This window comes from Ruegeria sp. HKCCA5426 (assembly GCF_013034585.1).
Taxonomy (GTDB): domain Bacteria; phylum Pseudomonadota; class Alphaproteobacteria; order Rhodobacterales; family Rhodobacteraceae; genus Ruegeria.
In genome coordinates this window covers 119,566-142,131 of record NZ_WQGH01000001.1, presented here as the reverse complement: position 1 = coordinate 142,131, position 22,566 = coordinate 119,566, and the positions used below count along the sequence as shown (strand labels likewise).

Below are 22,566 nucleotides of genomic sequence, written 5' to 3'. Positions count from 1 at the left end.
CCCAGCGGGCGGGAGGCATCCTATGCCGAGGCCGGGTTGTCGTCGTTTTGTAAAAAGGAAATCTGCCGCAAAAGGGCATATCCGAAGATTACCATTCCAAGCATCTCAAAGGATTCTTCAATCGTCGCCAGTAAGAAAAACCTCCAGCCGCGGTCGTCATTGTAGAAATCCACCCAACCGCCCAAAGTTTCGATCATCAACGCACCAAACAGGTAAGTGGCGCCAGCAAGTGCCATCAGACTGGCGACTGCTTTTGGCAGGCGCATGAGAAAGGGCAAATAGAACCCAGCCACAACAAGTGCGACAAAAGCCCCGATCGGCGTCCAGGAAAAATGCCAAAGCGGGCTTTCGGGCAGGATGGAGCGCATGGGCTGCGTAAACTTCTCATGCACCTGGGCCGCTTCGTCATATCCCATCAGAAACAAGACCACAGCAAGGATCAACCAATAGATCGAGTCGCGATCCTTTTGCGTTCGTTTAATCAAAAAAACATACGTTAACAGGCCAAAGTTCGAGACGAGCAGAAAGTAGTTGTAAATCGTTGGAACGCTTTGCTCGACATCGTGATTAAAACGCCAGGCGAAGAACTTAAGAACCCGGTTGTCCGTGCTCTCAAGGATCAGAATCGAGATCATCGAGAGGGCAAATAAACAAACAATAATCAACGAATTGATACGAAAGTACTTAGAACGAACCGACGCGCTCTGGCCAAGAGGAACGACAAATTCTTCTCCCGGCATTTTGGGCCTCCTGCACTCGTTAACACAATAGCTGACCACGCCTCGGCGCTGTCACAAAAATGAAATAATACATCGTTTTAACCCGACGTTTACTTCAAGTAAACAAGGCCACGGTCCGCCAACCCGCAGAACGACGATATGCGGCAAAGGGCTGAGTCCCTGAAAACCCAAACAAAATGTTGGCCGCATCGGGACTATAGGAAAAAGCTGAGGCTTGGGTGGATGAGTGGCGGGGAGACAGGGATTCGAACCCTGGGAACGCTCTCACGTTCAACGGTTTTCAAGACCGCCGCATTCGACCACTCTGCCACCTCCCCGCGTGACGCTGGGTCTAAGGCGAACCGAAACCGGTGGCAAGACCAAATAGGGAAATCTTGCCGAAGCGGTTGCAGTGGCCTTTCCATGACACCTTGTGCAGGTTATGATCTAATCGAAAGACCGTAACAGGCCGGCAATTCAGAACCGGCAATCGGCGGGGCTCGGGAAACGAGGCCCCTTCAGGCAAGGGATGACAAAATGAATCGAGCGACCCAGAGACGCGCAAAACCGCGAGCGTTGGCGGTTCTGGCCGTGCTTTCCGCAACCCTCGCAGGTTGTGATGAGACACTTTCCCCTGACAACGCGTCATCCGAAGCGGCCACAGAAAGCCTTCAGGATGACAACAAGGTCGAACTGTTCCCGGACGCCACCGGAAATCCCCGCGACGATGTCGAAGCGCCCGAGGTCTTCGAAGTTACCGAGGCTGGATTGTGGGATGGGCGCCCATCGTTGGGTGGAGTTTGGGTGGCTCACCCGGACGTCACACAGCCCGAACGGGTGCGGATCAAGAACGCCAGCAACAACAAGACCGTAACCGGCGCGCTGTTCCGTCGGGAAAGAAACCTGCCGGGGCCGGCCTTGCAGCTTTCTTCGGCCGCTGCTGCGGAATTGGGCATTCTGGCAGGGTCCCCGACCAAGGTTCAGGTCGTTGCGCTGCGCCGTAAACCTGCGGAACCCCTGAAACCCGAGCCTGAAGATACTCCGACGGACGCGGGCGAAGACGCCCCTGCACCACAGGATGACGATACTCAGTCCGCATCCGTAGACACGGCAGAGGACGGCGCAGAAAAGCCCGCAAAGCGGAAATGGTGGCAAAAGAAAGAAACCGCCGCAGTCGCGGCTGGTGCTGCAGGCGCAGCTGCGGTCGCGGCCACAGACACAGCCAAGGAAGCCGCAGAGGAAACAATTGAAGCTGCCGCCGAAGCCGCGCCAACCGCGACACTGAGCGATCCAGAGGTGACCCCGCCCAGCGATCAACCTGCAAAGCGAAAATGGTGGCAGAAGAAACCTGCAGACGAAATCACGGAAACGCCGCTTGATCCGATTGCAGGCGCCGCGGCCGCGATCGACGCCTCGGAACCTACACCTGCAAGTGCGGCAAGCCAGCCGGAACAGTCTTCTGGCCTATTGTCCAAACCTTATGTTCAGGTCGGGACATTCGGCGTTGAAGCCAACGCCAAAAGCGCCGCTGACAAGATACGCCGCAACGGGCTGCCTGCCGAAGTGCGCGAGCTAGCAACCGACGATGATTCTGTCTGGAGGGTTCTTGTAGGCCCCGCCTCAACCCGTGGAGAGCGCACCGCCCTTCAAAGCGACGTAAAGGACCTAGGCTTCTCGGATGCCTTCCTGGTCAAGAACTGAAACAAGGGAGGCCCTGATGCTGACCTCATTGCGATCTTCTGTTTTGTCCCTGGGGCTGGCGCTGTTTGCCCTGCCTGCCCAGGCCTTCGATACAACGGCCCGCGCAGCATATGTGATGGACCAGACAACAGGCACGGTACTGCTGTCCAAAGACGCAGATCAGCCGCTGCCACCGGCGTCGATGTCGAAACTGATGACCTTGTATGTCGCGTTCGAAGCACTGCGGGATGGCCGCCTGACGCTGGACGAAGAACTGCCCGTTTCGGAACACGCGATGAGTTATGGCGGCTCGACCATGTTCCTAAATACGCAGGACCGGGTCCGGGTCGAGGATTTGTTGCGGGGCATAATCGTGTTGTCCGGCAATGACGCCTGCGTGGTGATTGCCGAGGCACTCAGCCCGGATGGAACCGAAGCCGGGTTCGCACGCTATATGACGCAGCGCGCCGAGCAGATGGGGATGAACAGCTCGAACTTCGCCAACTCAAACGGCTGGCCTGCGGCTGGGCACATGATGTCCGTGCATGATCTGGCGGTTCTTGCGGACCGACTGATCACCGATTTCCCCGAATACTATCCCCTGTTCGCCGAGGAAGAGTTTGAATTTGACGGTCGCGCGCCGTCGAACTCGCGCAACCGCAATCCCCTGCTCAAACTGGGAATTGGGGCAGACGGGTTAAAGACCGGCCACACGCAAGAAGCGGGATACGGCCTTGTCGGTTCAGCCAAACAGGGCGACCGCAGGGTGATCTTTGTCCTGTCCGGTCTCGACAGCACTGCCCGCCGCGCAGAGGAGGCTGAGGCCGTGGTTAACTGGTCGTTTCGCAATTTTGTCGAGAGGACAATTGCCAACTCCGAAGCGCCGATAGCCGAAGCCAAAGTCTGGATGGGTGCGGAAAAGACGGTTGGATTGGTTCCCGATGGTGATCTGACTATTCTTCTTCCGGTTTTGGGCGACAAGGATGTAAAGGCCGAAGTGGTCTATGATGGGCCCGTCGATGCATCGAGTGAGCCGATCAAAAAGGGTCAGAAGCTGGCCGAACTGGTCATCAAGCCCGAGGGTCTGCCGGAAATTCGCCGCCCTCTGGTGGCAGCTAATGATGTTGCGACCGGCGGGTTTGTTGTTCGGATGATGACCGTAGGCAGCATCGTGTTAACTGACGTTATCGGCAATCCGTTGGACGCCCTGTGACAAGCACCGGGTTGTTCCTAACCTTCGAAGGTATTGACGGATCGGGTAAGTCATCGCAAGCACGCTTGCTGGCCGATCACCTGCGCGGCATGGGTCACGACGTTGTCCTGACCCGCGAACCCGGCGGGTCTGCCGGGGCTGAAGAAATCCGCAGGCTTGTTCTTGAGGGCGACCCCGATCGGTGGTCCGCTGAAACGGAAATTTTGCTGTTCACCGCTGCGCGCCGCGACCACTTGGAACGTACGATCGAACCCGCTTTGGCCGCTGGCAAAGTGGTGATATGTGATCGCTTTGCCGACAGCACCCGCATGTATCAGGGCCTTTCTCGCGGTGACCTGCGCGGATTGGTGGATCAGTTGCACAATCTGATGATTGGTCGTGAACCTGATCTGACCCTTCTGATCGACATGGACCCCCAGACCGGTCTGAACCGGGCAAAGGGGCGTCACGGAACAGAAGAAAGGTTCGAAGATTTCGGCCTTGACCTGCAACTCAAGATGAGAGCCGGATTTCTTGCCCTTGCCGATGAGTTTTCTGAACGATTTCGCGTGATCGACGGCAATCGGGACATGGACAGTGTCGCCAGCGATGTGACAGATATCGTTAAGCAGGCTTTGCGGTAAACTATTGATGAGCGACGAAACCCCGCCCCCGGATCAGGCACCCGGTGCCCCACACCCGCGCGAAACCCGGCAGCTTTTCGGGCAGGCCGAGGCCGAAAACGCCTTTCTGACGGCCTACAACTCGGAACGACTGCACCATGGTTGGTTGCTGACCGGCCCTCGCGGAGTGGGGAAATCGACCTTGGCGTGGCGCATCGCACGGTTCTTGCTGGCGACACCTCCAGCCGAAGAGGATGGCCTTTTCGGAGCGCCCCCACAACCTGAAACGCTGGATATTGACGAGGATCACCCGGTCTCTCATCGCATTCTGGCCGGGGCTGAGCCTGGACTTGCCTCGGTCACCCGGTCCGAGAACGACCGCGGCAGGATGCGAAACGAAATCGTGGTCGAAGATATCCGTAAGCTGGGCAAGTTCTTCAGACTTTCTTCAGCCGACGGTGGGCGGCGCGTTGTCATCGTGGACTCTGCGGATGAGATGAATGTCAGCGCAGCCAATGCCCTTCTGAAAATGCTCGAAGAGCCCCCTGCCCGCACCACGCTTTTGTTGGTCTCGCACCAACCATCGCGGCTGTTGCCTACAATCCGGTCGCGGTGCCGAACGCTCAGGCTGTCACCGCTGGGCACCGAAGATATGATGACGGCTTTGGCACAAACCGGGGCCGAGCCGCCAAGCAACCCGGATCATCTGGCCGCTCTCGCCGCTGGTTCTGTGGGCAGTGCCGTTCGCCTGATCAACTTGAGTGGCCTGGACATTTACGCAGAACTCATCGCCATTTTGGGCACGATTCCAAGAATGGACCGTCAGCGTGCCTTGGCCTTGGCCGAGGCCGCAGCCCAACGCGGCGCGGCCGAGCGTTTTGAGCTGTTGCTGACTTTGATAGACATTGCTTTGTCTCGGCTTGCCCTGACGGGTGCAACTGGTGCCCCCCCTATGCCAGAGGCCGCGCCGGGCGAGGCGGAAGTCCTGTCACGCCTGTCCGCGTCCCCACATATGGCGCGTCAATGGGCGGATACCGCAGCCCTGATCACGGCCCGCACGCGACATGGTCAAGCGGTGAACCTTGACCCTGCCGCGCTGGTCCTAGATACGGTGTTCAAGATACAGGAAACCGCCGGTCAGAGCACATGAGCGATACGCCCCAAATCACAGATAGCCATTGTCATCTGGACTTCCCTGATTTCGATGGCCAGTTGGACGAAATCGTGGCCCGCGCAGCCGAAGCAGGCGTGACGCGGATGGTCACAATCTGTACCCGTTTGCGCAATGAACCCACCATCCGCGCGATCGCAGAAGCACATGCTCCGGTCTTTTTCGCCGCTGGTACGCACCCTATGAGCGCCGCGGATGAACCGATAGCTACCGTTGATGAACTGGTGCGACTGTCCCGGCACCCCAAATTCGTGGGCATTGGGGAGACCGGGCTGGACTATCACTACACCGCTGACAGTGCCGAAATACAAAAGCAATCTCTGCGTATCCACATCGAAGCCGCGCAGCGAACAGGCTTGCCGCTGATCATCCACGCCCGCGCGGCTGACGATGATATGGCGAGGATTCTAAGCGAAGAATATCGCAACGCGCCCTATTCCTGCGTGATGCACTGCTTCTCATCATCGGCGGAACTGGCCAAGGCCGCATTGGATCTGGGATTTTACCTTTCCATGTCCGGCATCGCTGCATTCCCCAAAAGCCAGGACCTTCGGGACATATTCGCCAGCGCCCCGGTCGATCGCATCCTTGTCGAGACCGATGCGCCTTATCTGGCGCCACCCCCATTCCGCGGCAAGCGTAACGAACCGGCTTATACGGCCCATACCGCCCGAAAAGGGGCTGAAGTTTTCGGGATGGGGTACCCGGAATTCGCGGCACAGACGCAAGCAAATTTTGACCGGCTGTTCACAAAGGCCGCAACTTACAAGGCGGCTGCATGACGGAACTGCGCTGTACGATCCTTGGCTGCGGGTCTTCTGGCGGCGTCCCGCGACTGGGCGGTCACTGGGGCGCATGTGACCCCGACAATCCGCGCAACATCCGTCGCCGCTGCTCGATGCTGGTTGAACGCGACGGACCCAAAGGGACGACTTCGGTTCTGATCGACACGACCCCCGATATGCGCAGTCAGTTGCTGGATACAGGCACGGGCCGTCTGGACGGAGTGGTCTACACCCATTCCCACGCTGACCACGTGCACGGCATCGACGACCTACGCATGATCGTTTTCAACATGCGCGAGCGTGTTCCCGTCTGGGCTGACGGAGATACTCAGAACGATCTGCTGGGTCGCTTCGGATATGCCTTTATTCAGCCCGAAAATTCGCCGTACCCGCCCATTCTCGACCTGAAAACCATTGATGGCCCGTTCGAGGTTACAGGCCCCGGCGGTCCGATCCCCTTTCATCCGTTCAAAGTGAACCATGGGTCGATTGACGCTTCAGGCTTTCGAATGGGCAATCTTGTCTACCTGCCCGACGTAGCCGAGATTTACGACGATGCGTGGACAATGTTGGAAGGGCTGGACTGTCTCGTTATCGACGCATTGCGCCGGTCTCCGCATCCTACCCACGCACATCTGGAAAAAACGCTGGGCTGGATTGAAAAGTTGCAACCCAAGAAGGCCGTCCTAACCAACATGCATATCGACCTGGATTATGCCACAGTCGATGCGGAAACTGCGGATCACATCGCACCAGCCTATGACGGCATGGTGATACATCAGGCGCTGTAAGGCCCTGACGACTTGCTCTGCCATATCCTCGCCCCGGTTGGCGACCCCGGTGGAGCCTTAGATGCTGCAATCCCTGATCAACGTTATCCTTCCGGTATTTCTGGTTATCGGGGCTGGCTATGCGTCGACCCGACTTGGGTATTTCAAAGAGGTCCATGTCGACGGGCTGATGAAGTTCACCCAAGGATTTGCGATCCCATGCCTGCTGTTTCTTGCTATTTCCAATCTTGACCTCAGCGCCAGTTTCGATCCGCGCCTGCTGGCCAGTTTCTATACAGCGGCGGCACTGTGTTTCTGCGCCGGGTTGTTCGGCGCGCGGCTGATGTTCAACAGGGATTGGGAAGACTGTGTCGCCATCGGATTTTGCTGTCTATTTTCGAATTCAGTTCTACTGGGCCTGCCAATTACCGAGCGCGCATATGGCCCCGAAAACCTGACCGGAAACTACGCGATTATCGCGTTTCACTCGCCTTTTTGCTATTGCGTGGGCATCACGGTGATGGAGTTCATCCGCAATCGTGGGCACGGTGGCACTCGTATGGTGCGCTCGGTTCTATCGGCGATGTTCCGAAACGCTCTGATCTTAGGGATCGCGTTGGGCTTTGCCGTCAACCTGTCCGGGATCCAGGTTCCTGCCGTTGTGGATGAAGCCCTTGGCCTTGTGACCCGCGCCGCCCTTCCAGGGGCGCTGTTCGCGTTGGGCGGGGTTCTGGTCAAGTACAAGCCCGAAGGCGACCTCCGCACGATTGCCTTTGTGTGCGGCGTGTCGCTGATGCTGCACCCCAGTCTTGTCTGGCTATTCGGCTCCACCGTCGGTTTACCACAGGACTTGTTTCGATCGGGCGTTCTGAACGCGGCAATGGCGCCCGGGTTCAATGCCTACATCTTTGCCAACATGTATGGGCGGGCCAAAAGAGTCGCCGCGTCGTCGGTTTTGGTTGGAACCGGGGCGTCTATACTTACGGTCTGGTTCTGGCTCATGTTGTTGGGCTAACTCTATCCAAATGCATGTTGACTTTGCCCCGGTACAACACACCTTTCGATAACTCAAAACGGGAAGGCCCTCATGCCCTACGCCCTTATCGTCGCTCATGGTCAGCCCTCTGATCCAGATCCCGCTGAAGCCGCGCTTGCCCGATACGCGACCGAGGTAAACGGGATGTGCGACGGCGTTACGGTGACGTCAGCGACTTTGGCGGCACCCGGCGCGCTTGAGGTGAAACTACAGGACTTGCCCGATGACACAGTGGTTTTTCCACTGTTCATGGCGAAAGGGTGGTTTGTCACAAGCGCCCTGCCCAAACGTCTTGGGGCACAGCCGCTGCGCGTTCTTGACCCTTTAGGTACCGACGCCATCCTGCCTTCGCTGATTGCAGACACACTAGGCGACGCGGTTACGGATTTAAAATGGGTGTCCTCAACCACCGATATCGTATTGGCCGCGCATGGCTCTGGGCGCAGCCGCAACCCGTCCAAAGTTGCCCGAGATTTCGCCAAGAAGCTCGAGGAATTGACAGATTTTCGCTCAATCCGGGTCGGGTTTGTGGAAGAACCACCCTCCATCTCCGAGGCCGCGCAGGGCACAGGGGCAAAGGCCCTCTGCCTGCCATTTTTTGCCTGTACCGGGGGCCACGTTCTGGAAGACGTCCCGCAGGAGTTGGATCGCGCTGCGTTCAAGGGCCGGGTTTTGCCCGTTGTCGGCGAACTTCCCCGCGTGAAGCGTCAGATTGCCAACGTACTTTCGCAAGCCTTCGGGGGCACCTAGCACTATTGCCCAGAGATACCGGACCGCGGCTGTGGGGAACCCTGCAATTTTGGGGGATCGGTTATCGAACCTGCTGGTGGTGAGAAAAAGCTATAGCGGGATCTGCCAGATCGTTTAGCGTCATACAGAGCTTGATCAGCAGCCTTAAGGATTTCTGCAGCCTTCAAGCTACTGAATTGGGTCGACAAGGCTATGCCAACGCTAGCAGATACCCTGCAGGTTTCGCTTTCGAATACCGTCGGTTGCCTCAGCCTGTCTATCAAACGGCCCGCAATTGAGGACAACACTCCCTCGTCAGTCAAGCCTTTGATAATTATAACAAACTCATCTCCGCCGACGCGCGCGACCATATCGTCACTGCGGGTTTCTTCCTCCATGATGCGCGCTGCCTGCTGCAGAACAAAATCACCTGCCGCGTGCCCAAGTCGGTCGTTCACGGACTTGAAGAAATCCAGATCCAGATGCATCAACGCAAATGGTGCATTGCCCGACGCCATGTGACCCAGAAGAACGTCCATAGCCCTTCGGTTCTTCAAACCGGTAAGCATATCCGTAAAGGCCTGTTCCTCAGCCGCAAGCATGGCACCTTGCAAGCGCAGGTTCAGGGAACGTGATGCTTCCATCGCGGCTGACTTGGCTTCGACCAAGTACAGCAGTTCAATTGCAAGATCGGTTCCCGAGAAATCAGCACTGGTCAGGGCATAATCACGCACGGCATCCAGAATCGAAATTCCAAAGGACAGATTGATGATCGCGCCCTTGTTCCCCGGCAGCGGTGCAACCAACCCCTTTAACGCGGTGCGTGGTTCGTCCCGTAGTTTTAGGTGCAGTTTGGCACCTGCCAGCGACAACAATGCAGCAGTCGTGGTGATTGAGCGTGGGCGAACCAATTCGAACAGGTCCAAAAAGCCTTGGCCTTGCATGGGCTGCTCGGGGCGGAGCTTTTGCAAAGTGGGCCCAACGCTTGTGAATTGTCCCTGTTCGTCAACAAGCACAAACATGGGGCACAATAGTCCAAGCAAAGAAGAAAGATCCGATGCTTCCATCATCAACCGCGCGCCCCCAGATCGAATTGTCGCCCCTCGGCAAACGCGCTTTCGATCAGAACAATTGAAATAACCTCAACCTCTCCCTCGGTCCCTGCATGGGACAGCATCGCCAAGGCACCATAGTCGTCGGCGATGGCACGCAAGACCCCGACCATAACGCTCGAATACCCTTTCAAGCCGGGATAGCAGTAGAGTTGGAACTCCGCAGGCGACACCTCTCTCAACTCGAGCACAGGCAAGGTCAGATCGCTGACCGCCAAACGAACGCGGTCAGATAAATCATCGAGCGAGTGCAGGAATTCGACATAAGTTTCGCCCCCAAACCGCAGAAGACGGCGCAACCCTTCCATTTTGGGATGCGAGACCAGATAGGTGCCAAGGTCTTCAAGCAGTTCCCCGCGCGGCCGCTTTAGCTTCGCGCATAAAATGTCCAGAACACTCAGGGTCATTTCGTCATCGTAGACCAGCATGGCCTCAAACTCGGAAAATCCCAGTTCAGCCGCCTCGGTCACGTTTATCCAGCACGATTGTCCGTAGGTCTCGCAAACAAATGACTGTACCGCCCGATTAATCAGACCATGCATGAGATGCCCCAAAGTGGTTACATGCGTAGTCTGCTCCGAGAAACCTTAACAAAAAGCCAAGATGGCCAGCCCGATAGGTAGAATTCAGCCTAGTCTCAATGTGAAAAGGCCCGCCTCTGCCTAGAAATCTGTTGGCGCGCCGCCTTCAGCCTTACGGCGCGAAACGAACTCGGCAAGTTCTTCCCGAATCCCGTCGTCAATCGCCGGCGGCTCAAAACTGGTGATAATCTCTTTGAACTTGTGATGGGCGCGCTCGGCCGTCCAGACACCACCAGCGACGTTCCATCCTTCATAATTCTTCCAGTCACTCAGGAAGGGTTGATAAAATGCTGTGGTGTAGCGGTCCTGTGTATGCTGAATGCCAAAGAAATGGCCGTCATTTCCGACTGCTTTTATTGCCTCCAATGCGATTTCATCAGGTCCCGTCGCCGTGATCTCGGGCTGCATATACCTTTGAATTTGCTGCAAGACCTCGCAATCCATAATAAACTTTTCGGGGCTGGCGATCAGCCCGCCCTCCAGCCAGCCAGCGGCGTGGTAAACCATGTTCGTCCCCGATTGCACGGCAGCCCACAAAGAGTTCGACGTCTCCCAAACAGACTGACCGTCAGGCACGTTTGCAGCGCACACACCCGAGGACCGCATGGGCAAGCCATAGTACCGGGCCATCTGCCCTGTCATCTGGGTGGAGCGCATGTATTCCGGTGTTCCAAACGCAGGCGCACCGGACTTCATGTCGACATTCGAGGTAAACGTGCCGATGACGCAGGGAATGCTCGGCCGCACGTATTGAAACAGGGCAATCGCGCACAGCGCCTCGGCCAAAGACTGTGCTACGGCCCCGGCCATCGTTACGGGCGCCATGGCGCCAGCCAATGTAAACGGAGTGACAACAATCGCCTGACCGCGCCGGGCCAGCCGCAGGCATCCGTCAATCATCGGATGATCATGCTTCAATGGTGAGGTCGAGTTTATGTTGGTGTACATCCGAGGCTCGGCCTCGAATTCCTCATGGGTCAGGCCTCCTGCGATGCGGACCATCTCCATGACATCCTCAACCCGTTCCTTGCCCAGCGAATAGGCGTGCATGGCTTTGTCCGTCAGGGTCAGCTTGTCATACAACACGTCCAGATGCCGAACACTGGCGTGGATATCGACCGGTTCCACCGGGTATCCCCCGGCAAAGTGAATGCAGTTGAAATACTGAGTCAGCTTCAGCAAATTCCGGCACATTTCGCGGTTGCCCGGAACCTTGGTTCCAATCTCCATGTCCCAGTAATTTGGCGGAGAGGATACGTTCCCGAACAGCATATTCCTGCCCCCGATTTCGATCTTACGATCGGGGTTGCGCGGCGTGATCGAGAAGGATGACGGCGCTTTTCCCACCATCTCCATCACAAAATCCCGCCCCATTCGGACGTTATCGCCGTCAATTGTACACCCGGCTTCACGCAGAATGCCGATAGCTTCTTCGTTGTAGAATTCGACCCCTATCTCTTCGAGGATACGCATTGCGCCTTCGTGGATCGCTTCGATCCCGGCAGCATCCAAAGGTTCGGTGGGGTTGTCGATATTGACAGGTGGATTCCACGGCATCTGATCAATCACGGCGGTGCCTCTGCGCTCGGCTGCACCTGCACGTCCACCGCTGCGGCGTCTGCGCGTTTTTGTGTCGGCCATTGGACCCTCCCGAAACTGGCGTTGCTTTAAGCAAGCCCCGAAGTCGGAAGGCTAGCCGCTCTGTCCGCGACAAGCTATGTCGGTTTCAACACTCAGATCGGCGATTTTGACCCGACTTCGTTCAGTCCTTGGCCAGCCAGCCCGGGATATGCCCGATATTGGGCAATACAACATCCGCAAATGGTGCCAGTATCTCGGCCGGGGCCAATCCGGTCAGAACTCCGATTGTGGTCATACCCGCAGCGCGCCCGGCCTGTAGATCGTGCAGACTGTCGCCAACCATCGCGACCCGCTCGGGGGCGACATCGACATGTGCAGCAAAGGCCAAAAGCTGTCCCGGCCCGGGCTTGTATCCGTGTCCACTGTCGTATCCTGCGACAAAATCGAAATGTTCTCTTATCCCGGCCGAAGCCAAATGCTCGAGCGCGGGCATCTCACCGTCGTTCGTTGCCACACCCAGTTTTAACCCCGCATCGCGCAACCCGTTCAGAAAAGGCGCCAAGGGAACAGCAGGGGCCTGTGGCGCTGAGGCGGATTCTACGTTCAGCAAGTCAATCAGCTCTTCGTGTTCCATGTCGGGTAGATGCGGAACCAGGACGTCTGCCACCTCTTCCACGGTTCCGGCGATCACAATGCTGTCTTCGGAATAGGTCACGGATTCCAGATCAAACCCGATGATGCGGCCCAATTCCGCCGCGCGCTGATTGTCTCCATCCGCCAAACGCAGCAACACGTTGCGCCCAAAAGCACCCCACGTATTCGCAAAATCAAACAGAGTGCCGTCCTTGTCGAACAAAATCGCATCAATGGGCATTACGTGCTCCCGCAGGGAAAAAGCTTCAGGTCCAGTGCATGTCCGCGCCGCCAGACAGAACTGCGCGGGCTTGACCGGGCAGTTCGTAAGGCACAGAATTGGCGTCACAAAAGGACATCACCCACGAATCGTCAAGCACAAGAAAATCAAGTACCGACCCAAGGAAATCCGGATCCTCTGCCCGGTCTTTTAGATCCTGAACGGACGCCCCGGTTGACCCAAGAAAAACCGGCAGCAATTCCTCGTTCCCAACGAGCCAACCCAGCACGTTCAAGGCCAAAGTTTCAGCGGATTGGGCAGATATTACCATTAAATTGCCCCGGATCAGATATTGGAAAGGGTTTGTTAACCAGACTCATAAACACTTTGGCAACGCATGCAATCAACGGTGACACAAATGTCGGTTCAGGGAACCATCCTTGTCCTAGACGGGACCTCGACCAATCGCATCATGCTGAAGGTTCAGCTGACGGCGGCCTGGTATCACGTTGTGCAGGCCGAAAAGCTGGACGGTCTGGCCGGGCTGTTGCGGCGCACACGCCCGGACCTTGTGCTGACCGCGCAATCCCTGCCGGATGGCACGGCGGCAGAAGTCAAGAAACTAGTGGCAGCCGATCCAGACCTTGCCGATGTGCCAGTGGCGGCAATTGCTGCCCAGAACGACAAGGCGGCCAGACTGAAAGCGCTTACGGATGGGCTGGATGATGTCATTGCCCCACCTTTCAAGGACTCTCTCTTGCTTGCCCGGGTCCGTAGCCTTTTGCGTTCACGCGCCGAGACTCAGGAACTCAGAATAGGCAGTGGGTCGCAACCGATAGGGTTTGCCGAACCCGCAACGGGTTTCACGCCAGCACAAAAGCCTGCCCGGGTTGCGGTTCTGACACAATCCACCAAGACAAGCGCGCTGTGGCACAAGGCACTGTCCGGGAAAACGCGGCACGCGCTGGCCACGCATACCTGTTCGAATTTGCAGGGGCTTTTGTCAGGCCCTCTGCCCGATGCAATTGTCATTGAAATCAACCCAAAGGCCCTAAGCACCCTAGCCGACTTGCGATCAAGGGTCGGTACAAGGCGAACGGTTCTGATTGGCGTTCTGCCTCAGGACGGCGCGCAGCTTGCCGCCGACGCGCTTGATCGCGGGGTGGATGCGATTTGCCAGAGCGGATTTTGCGCCGACGAAGTTGCGTTGCGACTTGAAAATCAAATCGCCCGGAAATCCCGATTGGATCAGATGCGTGCATCGCTGTATCGCGGGGTCGCCGAATCCTGGATCGACCCCCTGACCGGACTTCACAATCGCCGGTATGCCATGCACGCCATGGATCAAATTGCGCGCAGGTCATCCCAAGCCAACAAGGGTTTTGCGGTGATGCTGGCGGATTTGGATCATTTCAAATCGATCAATGACCGTTACGGTCACGTCGCTGGTGACTTTGTGCTGACCGAAGCGGGCAAACGTTTGGAACGCGCGATTGGATCAGCCGGTTTCGTCGCGCGCATCGGCGGAGAGGAATTTCTGATTGGCCTGCCGGAAACAACACAATCTGGCGCCCTTTCCATCGCCCGAACCTTGTGTGACTGCATCCGTCAGTCCCCGTTTTCACCCCCGGACAATCGGAAATTGGTACAGGTCACAATCAGTATCGGACTTATCGCGACAAAACCTCAAAAGTCCTCTGTTGCGCCGTTGGATGGCTTGATCCGGTCAGCGGATTCCGCCCTGTACGCTGCAAAGAAAGCAGGCAGAAATCAGGTGCGGGTCAGACAATGTGCTGCCTGAAACCATTAGTCCTTTTTCTTGCGGCCATGCGGTCCGCGACGAACGACCTCTTCCAGACGATCAGCATAAATCAGACGCTCGTCGCTGGTCATCGACGTGACGCGGTCAAGCCACTGCTCTTGTAAAGCAACTTGCAGATCGGCCATGGACTGCGCCTGTCGGGACAACAGCGTCTGAACGGCCACAGGATCAAAGGGATCGTCGCGCAATGCCTCATTCAGCGTTGCGAAATCCCTGGAGCGGCTGCTTGACCCTTTTCTGTGCCGATCCGACAGATCACCCCGCAAAGCCTTCCGATCATCCTTCGGCAACGCGCGATAAAGAGCAGAGCCAAACCCGGGCGGGGCCTTGGCGTGATCGTTGCCTTTGACCCGCAGAACGGTTCCGACAGCCATCCCAACAATCAAAAGATTGAGCGCAAGGGACACGGCCAACAGGATCGGCATCCACCGACGCTTGGGTTGTGGACTATCGCTCATTCGGTGTCCTCCAGAAATGATGTATCGAGGTCGGCGAGAACAAAGCTCGTTTCCTGCCCATAAATGTAGGTGGCGGGGTCCGGCAAAAAGCCCGGAGCGGCAAAGCCGATCCACACACCCGCTGCACTGGCCGCGACCAGCCCCCCCATGCCCTGCCAGCCTCCGACGCCATCAACAATCCGCGTCCAAAGCGAACGAGCGGGTTTGCCTGCGGGCGTCTTCTGACCCAAACGCACTTCTTCGGCGTCTGTCAGGATGCGTACTGCAAGTGTATCCGGCAGCTCCGGTCGGTTCTGACGGGCTTGCGTAAATAACTGATCCAGTTGCTTTTCGTCTTCAGTCATCGTCATACCCCAATTCACCACGCCTATCGGACAGAATGGCCACCAAGCTCCGTTTTCCGCGCGCGGTCAGGCTCTCGACCGCTTCTACAGAAATACCCATGATCCCGGCAATCTCGGGGTTGGGCAATTCCTCTATGTGCCGCAAAACAACGGCTTGTCGCTGTCGCTCGGGCAGTTGTGACAAGGCCACCTGAAGCGCATCCTTACGGGCTTTGTCCTGCATACGCTCGGCAACACTGGCCTGACCATCTTCTGGCTCTGGAACATCGGCCAGACGGTCAGGTTTTTGCTTGCGCAGGCGATCCACACACAGGTTCATCGTTACGCGATACAGCCATGTTGAAACCTTTGCCTGCCCCGAAACCCAATCCGGGGCCATCTTCCAAAGGCGCATCATTGCCTCTTGCGTGATATCTTCCGCCTCTGCCTGTGATCCCAGCATCCGAAGGGCAACCGAAAAACTTCGCGGTCCAAGCCGGTCGGTCAGAACGCGCGCGGCCGCTGCGTCGCCACGGGCGAACTGACCCAACAGGGCATCATCGCTGAGCGTGTTCGCGGTGCAGGCCGCACCACGAACATCCTGCAGTGAAGAGGTCAGATCCTGCATTCCGCATCAGCTATCGTCAGAACCACCCTTGTCGCGTTTCTTGTGGTGCCGACCCATCTTGTTTTTTGCATCCGCAAATTCCTGTTCCGAAATCACACCGCTATTGTCCGCGTCTATACGGTCAAACATCTTGTCAGCGCGGCGCGGTTTGGGCAACTCATCCTCGCTCAGAAAGCCATCCTGATTGGCATCGTGCCGCTCAAACATCTTCGAGACACGTTCGTTCACCTTCTTCTGGCTGGCCTCCTGCATCTCTTCGACGCTGAGTTGACCATCTCCGTTGGCATCCGCATCCAGGAACCGCTGGCTTCGATGGGCCTGCATTTCCTCCGGCGTAACCTGCCCGTCATTGTTCGCGTCCAATTCCTCAAACGTCACAGGTTCGTGACCGCGCTGACCTGCCGCCAGAACCGAGGTGCCTGTAATCGCGACAGCCGAGAGAACAATCGCCGGGATAAACTTCGCGCTTTTCATATCGGTTTTCCTTTGTTTGTGCGGCGTCGTTGCCGCTGCTCACATAGGTTCAAACGCCGCTGCGCGTGGGTTCCGTCGCAGAATTTCAAAAAAAAACATCACTCCCTTTAAGGACACAAAGCGACGCACCCCCCTTTTCTACACGTCAAAACATGCGCAATATCCCACAAATCGGAACGCGCGAGTATCATGATGACAGATCAAACGATCGATACCACGGCTCAGGAAGACCGGCCCACTTGGCCGGCTTTGGCCAAGGGTTTTCGTCGCCGTTGCCCAAAATGCGGTGAAGGAAAGCTGTTGCACGACTATCTGAAGGTGAACCACACTTGCTCGTCCTGCGGGCAAGAACTGTTTCACCACAGGGCGGATGACGGCCCGGCTTACCTGACGATTCTGCTGGTCGGGCATCTACTGGCACCGGCGCTGCATGTCTCATACGTGCATTGGCGGCCCGAGCCTTTGACGATGTTCCTGATATTCGCGATTGGATGCACGGCATTGTCCCTGTTCCTGTTGCCGCGTTTGAAAGGTGCTGTTGTCGCCTATCAATGGGCGCGCCGTATGCATGGGTTTGAAAAATCGCAATGACCCCGACGATACAGGTGTTCAAAGTATGACAGTTGACAAAACTGCGATCCGCGACGCGGCGACGGTCATCGTTCTGCGCGACCGTATGACAAATCCGTCAATCCTGATGGGACAACGCGGAGCCAAAGCTGCGTTCATGCCCAACAAATTCGTGTTCCCCGGTGGCGCGGTCGACAAAGAAGATGCCGAGATCCCTCTGGCCTCTGACATGCCAACCCTGTGTCAGGACCGTCTGGCAGAAAGGTCCGAGCCGAACCTGCAAAACGCGCTCGCCGCCGCTGCAATTCGTGAATTGTGGGAGGAAACCGGGCTGGTTCTGGGCCACCCCGAAGCTTGGCCTACGCCTGCCCCAGTGGATTGGACCGGTTTCGCTGAACTGGGCTATCGCCCGGCCGCCGAGGCGTTGCAGTTCGTGTTCCGCGCTGTGACCCCTCCTGGGCGTCCCCGCCGGTTTGATGCGCGGTTTTTCCTTGTCGATGCTTCAGCAATTCAAGGAAATTTGGATGACTTCAGCCGCGCGTCTGACGAGCTGTCCCATCTGCAATGGGTTCCCTTGGAACGCGCGCGCGAGTTCGATCTTCCCTTCATAACCGAAGTTGTCCTGGCCGAAATCACGGCGCGGGTGACAGACACCGCGCCGCCGACATCGGTCCCCTTCCTGCTGAATCGGGAAGAGGAAAGCCTATTTCTAAAGCTCAAAGGTTATCCGATGCCCGAAAGCGACTGACCGTCGCTTACTTCATCCTGCTGATAACAGTGGTGACTTCGGGCTTTTTGCCGATCTCTGCCTTGGCCGTCTGACGTACAATTCGACGCATTGCCTCTTCCAGCTTGTCGTCGTCGCGCAGAGTCTTGGCATCGGCGCGCATGAGGAGCTGGTTCAGATCTTCTTCAAGAACCTCAACCAAGGCAGCACGAGAGGTTCCCAACTCAGGCAATCCCATCGTATCGCACCATGGCTCGCCCAGCGGTTCATCTTCTTCGTCCAGAATGACCGTAACAGTCACATGACCGTTCAGCGCCATTCGAATTCGGTCGCGCACAACGCCATCCAAAGCGCCGACTTTGACGGTGCCGTCCAGATAAGTCCGGCCCGTTTCGACATAATCCACCACATTTGGCGCATTGCCGGTCAGGTCCAGCATAGTGCCGTTCACGGCCAAAACACCTGTCCGACCGCCCGCTTCGGCAAGTTTCACGTGCTCTCGCAGGTGACGATGCTCACCATGCATCGGAATGACGAATTGCGGGTCAATCAGCGCATGCACTTTCTCAAGGTCTGGCCGGTTCGCGTGGCCCGAAACGTGATACAGGCCCGAACTGTCGTCCACGACATCCACGCCTTTTTCGCTGAGCTGATTGATGATGAAGATCACACCCCGCTCGTTCCCCGGAATTGTCTTGGACGAAAACAGGAACAGATCGCCCTCTTTCAACTCCAGTCCGCGGTATTTTCCACGCGCCAGTTGCGCGCTTGCGGCGCGGCGTTCACCCTGACTGCCCGTAACAATCAGCATCAGGTTTTGGCGCGGCACATCCACCGCCTCTTCCGCGCTGATCACTTTCGGAAAGTCCGACAGAATTCCGGTTTCGGTTGCAGCTTCGATCATGCGACGCATCGCCCGGCCAAGCAAAACGACCGAGCGCCCAGCCTTTTGCCCCGCCTCTGCGAGCGTCTTCACCCGGGCGACATTCGACGCGAAGGTCGTTGCCACAACCATGCTGCTGGCACTTTCTACCAGTCTAGTAATTTCAGGTCCGACCTCGGATTCCGATCGACCGTCATGAGGGGAAAACACGTTGGTGCTGTCGCACACCAATGCCTTAACGCCGGGCTTGGCGACTTCGGCCCAAAGGTCGGGGTCGAAAGGTTCACCTACAACCGGATTGGCGTCCAGCTTGAAGTCGCCGGAATGTACGATCCGCCCCTCGGGCGTATCAATGACCAGCGCCGCGCTTTCGGGGATCGAGTGTGAGACCGGCAAGAACGCGACCTTGAAAGGGCCCACCGATACATGCTCGGGCCAGGCGGAAACCGTTCGCACGGCGTCTTCTGGGTGGCCATGCTCGTCCATCTTGCGGCGCGCAATATTCGCGGTAAAGGCGCGGGCATAGATCGGTGCGCCCAAAGCCTCATAACAATGCGCAACCGCGCCGACATGGTCTTCGTGGGCATGGGTAACAAACACTGCATCCAAACGATCCGCTTGTTCCTGCAGCCACGAGATATCGGCGTGGATCAGATCGATGCCCGGCGTTGTGTCCATATCGGGGAACGTCACCCCAAGGTCGACGAGGATCAGACGCTCCTGCCCCGGCTTCCCATAGCCGTAGACATAGGCATTCATGCCGATTTCGCCTGCACCGCCCAGCGGCAGATAGATCAGTCGTTCACTGCTCATGTTGAGCCATTTTCCTTGTTATAGCGATGGATTACAGTCAGGCCGTGCATCGTCAGGTCATCCTCGATCGCGTCAAACCCAACGTCGGCCTGATCGAACAACGGAGCAAGTCCACCGGTCCCAACGACCTTCATCGGCATTCCGTATTCCGCTTTGATGCGGGCAATCAACCCTTCGATCAATCCCGAATAGCCCCAATACACGCCGGATTGAATACAGCCAACCGTATTCGTACCAATCACCTTGTCAGGACGGGTAATGTCGATGTGCGGCAACGCAGCCGCGCCCTGATGCAACGCCTCAAGGCTCAGGTTGACGCCCGGCGCAATGATCCCACCGACATATGCTCCATCCGAGGCGACCACATCAAAATTCGTGGCTGTTCCGAAATCAACGACGACGACATCGCCGCCGTGACGGTCAAACGCGCCGACCGCATTGGCTAGCCGGTCAGGTCCGGGAATGGTGCCTTCGTCAATTCGTGGGGCAACGGGCAGCAGGCATTCGGGTTTACCAACCACCAGCGGCCTGCAGCCAAAGAACCTGTCTGCGAATATGCGCAGGTTGAACACCACGCGCGGCACGGTTGAGGCGATAACCACGTCTGTAATGTCCGCCTCAATACCATAGTGTTTCACTAGCGTGGAATACCATGTGAAATAGGCATCCGCCGTCCGAGAGTGGTGCGTTGACGTGCGCAAGGTGCACAGAAAGGTTTCCCCGTCCCAGATCGAAAACACCGTATTCGTATTGCCGCAGTCAATTGCCAGAAGCATTTGAGCCTCCTTCAGAAAAACACATCCGCCGCCGGAATGCTGACGCGGCCTTTGGCGGTGTTTAGGACAAGGTTGCCACCCGCGTCCACTGTTTCAAAGGTCCCAACCGACTCGGACGTTGCGGTACGGGCGGTTATCACCTCACCCAACCGGGCCGCACGGTCCAACCAGGCCGTCCTGATCGGCTCAAACCCATAGGTCACAAACTGCGTCTCGTATTTCGAATACGCAGCAGCCAGTTCCGTCAAAAAGTCTTCTGGCGTGACGTCGACACCCATTTCTGACAGTAAGGAAACCGGACGCACCGCACCTGGTTCAACCGCATGCGGGAGGGGCGCTTCGGACAGGTTCACGCCGATCCCAATAGCCAGATGCGAGACACCGTGCCCGTGGCCAGTGCTTTCCAGCAGGATCCCCGCCAATTTCCCGCCGTTCAGTAACACGTCATTCGGCCACTTCAGGGAAAAACCACTCGCGCGCCCGGTGACGGCGACACAGGCATCAAATAGTGCAAGCGCCGCCACGAAGCTGCGTAACGCCGCCTGTTCCGGGTTTCCTTCGGGGCGCAAAAGTAGGGTCGCCGCCAGGTTTCCCTTGGGGTTGGCCCAGGCCCTGCCCCGTCGCCCTCGGGCCGCTGTTTGGTGGTGCGCCAGAATCCAGACTGGCCCCTGCGCGGTTGGAGCGATCCGGGCCGCCTCATTCAGCGTGCTGTCGACCTCCTGCAGAATATGCAGGCCATATCCTTGCGGCCATTGGGTCATTGTAAAAAGGCCCGGTCTGCTGACCGAGCCCTCCAAAAACGTGTGATGCGCATCTTAGTTGACAAGAGTTGCCGCCGCAGCCGCAGCCGCGCCTTCGATGCCAAACTGATATACGACCCCGACCAGCATCAGCGCCGCCGACCCCATCAGAGCAGTCCACAACACGGGCGAAGAGTGGGTTTCGACCGGTTCATCATTCTCGGCCCCGAAATACATGTAGAAAACGATCCGCAGATAGTAGAACGCCCCAATAACCGAAGCGATGGCAGAAACGATCACCAAACCGGTCAACCCGGCGCTGACGCCAGCCTGCCAGACGCCGAACTTGGCGAAGAATCCCAGCATCGGGGGCACGCCTGCAAGGCTGAACATCAGGATCAAAACAGCAAGCGCCTTACCCGGATCACGCTTTGCAAACTGACGTAAAGCGTCGATATCGGTGACGGGTTTGCCGTCACGCTCCATCATCAGGATAAAGGCGAAGGTGCCGATATTCATGGTCACATAGATCGCCAGATACATCAGCATCGCCTTGATGCCCAATTCCGTACCCGCAGCAAGACCAATCAGAGCATAGCCCATATGGGCAATCGACGAAAACGCCATCAGTCGCTTGATGTCGCGCTGACCAATGGCCGCAACTGCGCCCAACAACATCGACAGGACCGAGAGCAGGACGATCACCTGCTGCCAATCCTTGACCACTCCGCCAAAGGCATCATGCAGCAGACGCGCAAACAGCGCCATCGCTGCCACTTTTGGTGCCGTAGCAAAGAATGCGGTGATCGGCGTGGGTGAGCCTTCGTAGACGTCCGGCGTCCACATGTGGAACGGAACCGCCGAGACCTTGAACGCTAGACCCGAGATCAGGAAGATCAGGCCGAACAGCAGCCCAACCGAAACATCTCCGTGGTGTACCGTCTGGATAATGCCCGAGAACAGCGTGGTCCCGGTAAAGCCATAAACCAGCGACGCACCGTACAGCAGCAGTCCCGAGCTGAGCGCACCAAGAACGAAATACTTCAGGCCGGCCTCCGTGGATTTCGCACTGTCACGGCGCAGGGCGGCCACGACATAAAGTGACAGGGATTGCAGCTCTAGCCCCATGTAAAGGGACATCAGGTCGCCTGCGCTGACCATCATCATCATGCCCACTGCGGCCAGAGCGACCAGCAACGGGTATTCGAACCTGAGCAAGCCGCGCCGCGCCATATAATCCTGGCTCATCAAAAGAACGGCAGCAGCAGAGAGAAGGATCGCAACCTTGGCAAAGCGCGCGAACCCGTCGTCCACGAACATACCGTTGAAGGCGACATTGGTGCCATCACCGTTCGTCGCGATCCAAATCGCGAGCAAGGCCATCAAACCAGCGGTAGACCACACCAAAACGGGTGCCAGCCCATCCTTTGATGTATAGACCGCCCCTATCAGCGCCAGCATCGCATATACGGCCAGAATTATTTCCGGCAGGATTATCGTCAGATCAGCCTGGATCATGT

General features: G+C 57.3%; 25 protein-coding genes and 1 tRNA gene. 11 read left to right on the top strand and 15 right to left on the bottom strand.

What is annotated here, in order from left to right; genetic code table 11:
• Positions 1 to 20 precede the first annotated feature (20 nt).
• Complete coding sequence (locus GOV87_RS00710) at positions 21 to 740, bottom strand: hypothetical protein (protein ID WP_171210488.1); 720 nt, start codon at positions 738 to 740, stop codon at positions 21 to 23.
• 227 nt (positions 741 to 967) lie between these two features.
• A tRNA-Ser gene (locus GOV87_RS00705) sits at positions 968 to 1,057 on the bottom strand.
• Positions 1,058 to 1,256: 199 nt separating this feature from the next.
• Here GOV87_RS00705 and GOV87_RS00700 point away from each other — a divergent pair.
• The 8 genes from GOV87_RS00700 to GOV87_RS00665 all read left to right on the top strand — a co-directional run bounded on the left by GOV87_RS00700 (position 1,257) and on the right by GOV87_RS00665 (position 8,726).
• The gene (locus GOV87_RS00700; protein ID WP_171210487.1) at positions 1,257 to 2,420 is read left to right on the top strand and encodes an SPOR domain-containing protein; all 1,164 of its coding nucleotides are present in this window, start codon (positions 1,257 to 1,259) and stop codon (positions 2,418 to 2,420) included.
• A 16-nt stretch (positions 2,421 to 2,436) separates the two neighbouring features.
• A complete protein-coding gene (locus GOV87_RS00695; RefSeq protein ID WP_171210486.1) occupies positions 2,437 to 3,612 on the top strand; it encodes a D-alanyl-D-alanine carboxypeptidase family protein in 1,176 nt (391 codons plus the stop codon).
• A complete protein-coding gene (gene tmk, locus GOV87_RS00690) occupies positions 3,609 to 4,235 on the top strand; it encodes a dTMP kinase (RefSeq protein WP_171210485.1) in 627 nt (208 codons plus the stop codon). Before GOV87_RS00695 ends, tmk begins: the two co-directional genes overlap by 4 nt.
• Positions 4,236 to 4,242: 7 nt before the next feature.
• The gene (locus GOV87_RS00685) at positions 4,243 to 5,364 is read left to right on the top strand and encodes a DNA polymerase III subunit delta' (protein ID WP_171210484.1); all 1,122 of its coding nucleotides are present in this window, start codon (positions 4,243 to 4,245) and stop codon (positions 5,362 to 5,364) included.
• Entirely contained in the window at positions 5,361 to 6,167 is an 807-nt protein-coding gene (locus GOV87_RS00680) for a TatD family hydrolase (protein WP_171210483.1), read from the top strand. Before GOV87_RS00685 ends, GOV87_RS00680 begins: the two co-directional genes overlap by 4 nt.
• A complete protein-coding gene (locus GOV87_RS00675; RefSeq protein WP_171210482.1) occupies positions 6,164 to 6,961 on the top strand; it encodes an MBL fold metallo-hydrolase in 798 nt (265 codons plus the stop codon). The genes GOV87_RS00680 and GOV87_RS00675 overlap by 4 nt, the downstream gene beginning before the upstream one ends.
• 61 nt (positions 6,962 to 7,022) lie before the next feature.
• A complete protein-coding gene (locus tag GOV87_RS00670) occupies positions 7,023 to 7,955 on the top strand; it encodes an AEC family transporter (protein WP_171210481.1) in 933 nt (310 codons plus the stop codon).
• A gap of 72 nt (positions 7,956 to 8,027) precedes the next feature.
• Positions 8,028 to 8,726: a CbiX/SirB N-terminal domain-containing protein gene (locus tag GOV87_RS00665; protein WP_171210480.1), complete on the top strand. Its 699-nt coding sequence runs from the start codon at positions 8,028 to 8,030 to the stop codon at positions 8,724 to 8,726.
• 2 nt (positions 8,727 to 8,728) lie between these two features.
• Here GOV87_RS00665 and GOV87_RS00660 read toward each other — a convergent pair whose 3' ends face one another.
• The 5 genes from GOV87_RS00660 to GOV87_RS00640 all read right to left on the bottom strand — a co-directional run bounded on the left by GOV87_RS00660 (position 8,729) and on the right by GOV87_RS00640 (position 13,163).
• On the bottom strand, positions 8,729 to 9,775 hold the full coding sequence (locus tag GOV87_RS00660; protein WP_171210479.1) for a GGDEF domain-containing protein: 1,047 nt from the start codon (positions 9,773 to 9,775) through the stop codon (positions 8,729 to 8,731).
• Complete coding sequence (locus GOV87_RS00655) at positions 9,775 to 10,359, bottom strand: heme NO-binding domain-containing protein (protein WP_171210478.1); 585 nt, start codon at positions 10,357 to 10,359, stop codon at positions 9,775 to 9,777. Before GOV87_RS00655 ends, GOV87_RS00660 begins: the two co-directional genes overlap by 1 nt.
• A gap of 120 nt (positions 10,360 to 10,479) precedes the next feature.
• On the bottom strand, positions 10,480 to 12,039 hold the full coding sequence (locus tag GOV87_RS00650; RefSeq protein WP_171210477.1) for a trimethylamine methyltransferase family protein: 1,560 nt from the start codon (positions 12,037 to 12,039) through the stop codon (positions 10,480 to 10,482).
• Between the two features lie 121 nt (positions 12,040 to 12,160).
• A complete protein-coding gene (locus GOV87_RS00645) occupies positions 12,161 to 12,853 on the bottom strand; it encodes an HAD family hydrolase (protein ID WP_171210476.1) in 693 nt (230 codons plus the stop codon).
• Positions 12,854 to 12,878: 25 nt separating this feature from the next.
• Positions 12,879 to 13,163 carry a DUF3572 domain-containing protein gene (locus GOV87_RS00640; RefSeq protein WP_171210475.1) on the bottom strand — a complete coding sequence of 95 codons (285 nt, stop codon included), beginning with the start codon at positions 13,161 to 13,163 and terminating at the stop codon, positions 12,879 to 12,881.
• A gap of 87 nt (positions 13,164 to 13,250) precedes the next feature.
• On the opposite strand from GOV87_RS00640, the gene GOV87_RS00635 reads away from it, so the two are divergent.
• Positions 13,251 to 14,633: a diguanylate cyclase gene (locus GOV87_RS00635; protein WP_171210474.1), complete on the top strand. Its 1,383-nt coding sequence runs from the start codon at positions 13,251 to 13,253 to the stop codon at positions 14,631 to 14,633.
• Between the two features lie 5 nt (positions 14,634 to 14,638).
• Here the strand turns inward: GOV87_RS00635 and GOV87_RS00630 are convergent, their stop codons facing one another.
• The 4 genes from GOV87_RS00630 to GOV87_RS00615 are packed head-to-tail and all read right to left on the bottom strand — an operon-like array spanning position 14,639 to position 16,537.
• On the bottom strand, positions 14,639 to 15,112 hold the full coding sequence (locus tag GOV87_RS00630) for a periplasmic heavy metal sensor (protein WP_171210473.1): 474 nt from the start codon (positions 15,110 to 15,112) through the stop codon (positions 14,639 to 14,641).
• The gene (locus GOV87_RS00625; protein WP_254428672.1) at positions 15,109 to 15,456 is read right to left on the bottom strand and encodes a hypothetical protein; all 348 of its coding nucleotides are present in this window, start codon (positions 15,454 to 15,456) and stop codon (positions 15,109 to 15,111) included. Before GOV87_RS00625 ends, GOV87_RS00630 begins: the two co-directional genes overlap by 4 nt.
• Positions 15,449 to 16,063 (bottom strand): RNA polymerase sigma factor, encoded by a 615-nt coding sequence (locus GOV87_RS00620; protein ID WP_171210472.1) that lies wholly within the window; start codon positions 16,061 to 16,063, stop codon positions 15,449 to 15,451. Before GOV87_RS00620 ends, GOV87_RS00625 begins: the two co-directional genes overlap by 8 nt.
• 6 nt (positions 16,064 to 16,069) lie before the next feature.
• The gene (locus GOV87_RS00615) at positions 16,070 to 16,537 is read right to left on the bottom strand and encodes an EF-hand domain-containing protein (protein WP_171210471.1); all 468 of its coding nucleotides are present in this window, start codon (positions 16,535 to 16,537) and stop codon (positions 16,070 to 16,072) included.
• Between the two features lie 192 nt (positions 16,538 to 16,729).
• Here GOV87_RS00615 and GOV87_RS00610 point away from each other — a divergent pair, with 192 nt between their 5' ends.
• Complete coding sequence (locus tag GOV87_RS00610; RefSeq protein ID WP_171210470.1) at positions 16,730 to 17,128, top strand: DUF983 domain-containing protein; 399 nt, start codon at positions 16,730 to 16,732, stop codon at positions 17,126 to 17,128.
• A 25-nt stretch (positions 17,129 to 17,153) separates the two neighbouring features.
• Positions 17,154 to 17,855, top strand: coding sequence for an NUDIX hydrolase (locus GOV87_RS00605; RefSeq protein WP_171210469.1), 702 nt, complete (start codon positions 17,154 to 17,156; stop codon positions 17,853 to 17,855).
• A gap of 7 nt (positions 17,856 to 17,862) precedes the next feature.
• Here GOV87_RS00605 and GOV87_RS00600 read toward each other — a convergent pair whose 3' ends face one another.
• The 4 genes from GOV87_RS00600 to nuoN are packed head-to-tail and all read right to left on the bottom strand — an operon-like array spanning position 17,863 to position 22,564.
• Positions 17,863 to 19,530: a ribonuclease J gene (locus GOV87_RS00600; protein WP_171210468.1), complete on the bottom strand. Its 1,668-nt coding sequence runs from the start codon at positions 19,528 to 19,530 to the stop codon at positions 17,863 to 17,865.
• The gene (locus tag GOV87_RS00595; protein ID WP_171120805.1) at positions 19,527 to 20,306 is read right to left on the bottom strand and encodes a type III pantothenate kinase; all 780 of its coding nucleotides are present in this window, start codon (positions 20,304 to 20,306) and stop codon (positions 19,527 to 19,529) included. The genes GOV87_RS00600 and GOV87_RS00595 overlap by 4 nt, the downstream gene beginning before the upstream one ends.
• A gap of 11 nt (positions 20,307 to 20,317) precedes the next feature.
• Complete coding sequence (locus GOV87_RS00590) at positions 20,318 to 21,067, bottom strand: biotin--[acetyl-CoA-carboxylase] ligase (RefSeq protein WP_171210467.1); 750 nt, start codon at positions 21,065 to 21,067, stop codon at positions 20,318 to 20,320.
• A gap of 54 nt (positions 21,068 to 21,121) precedes the next feature.
• The gene (gene nuoN, locus GOV87_RS00585) at positions 21,122 to 22,564 is read right to left on the bottom strand and encodes an NADH-quinone oxidoreductase subunit NuoN (RefSeq protein WP_171120801.1); all 1,443 of its coding nucleotides are present in this window, start codon (positions 22,562 to 22,564) and stop codon (positions 21,122 to 21,124) included.
• Between the last annotated feature and the right edge of the window lie 2 nt (positions 22,565 to 22,566).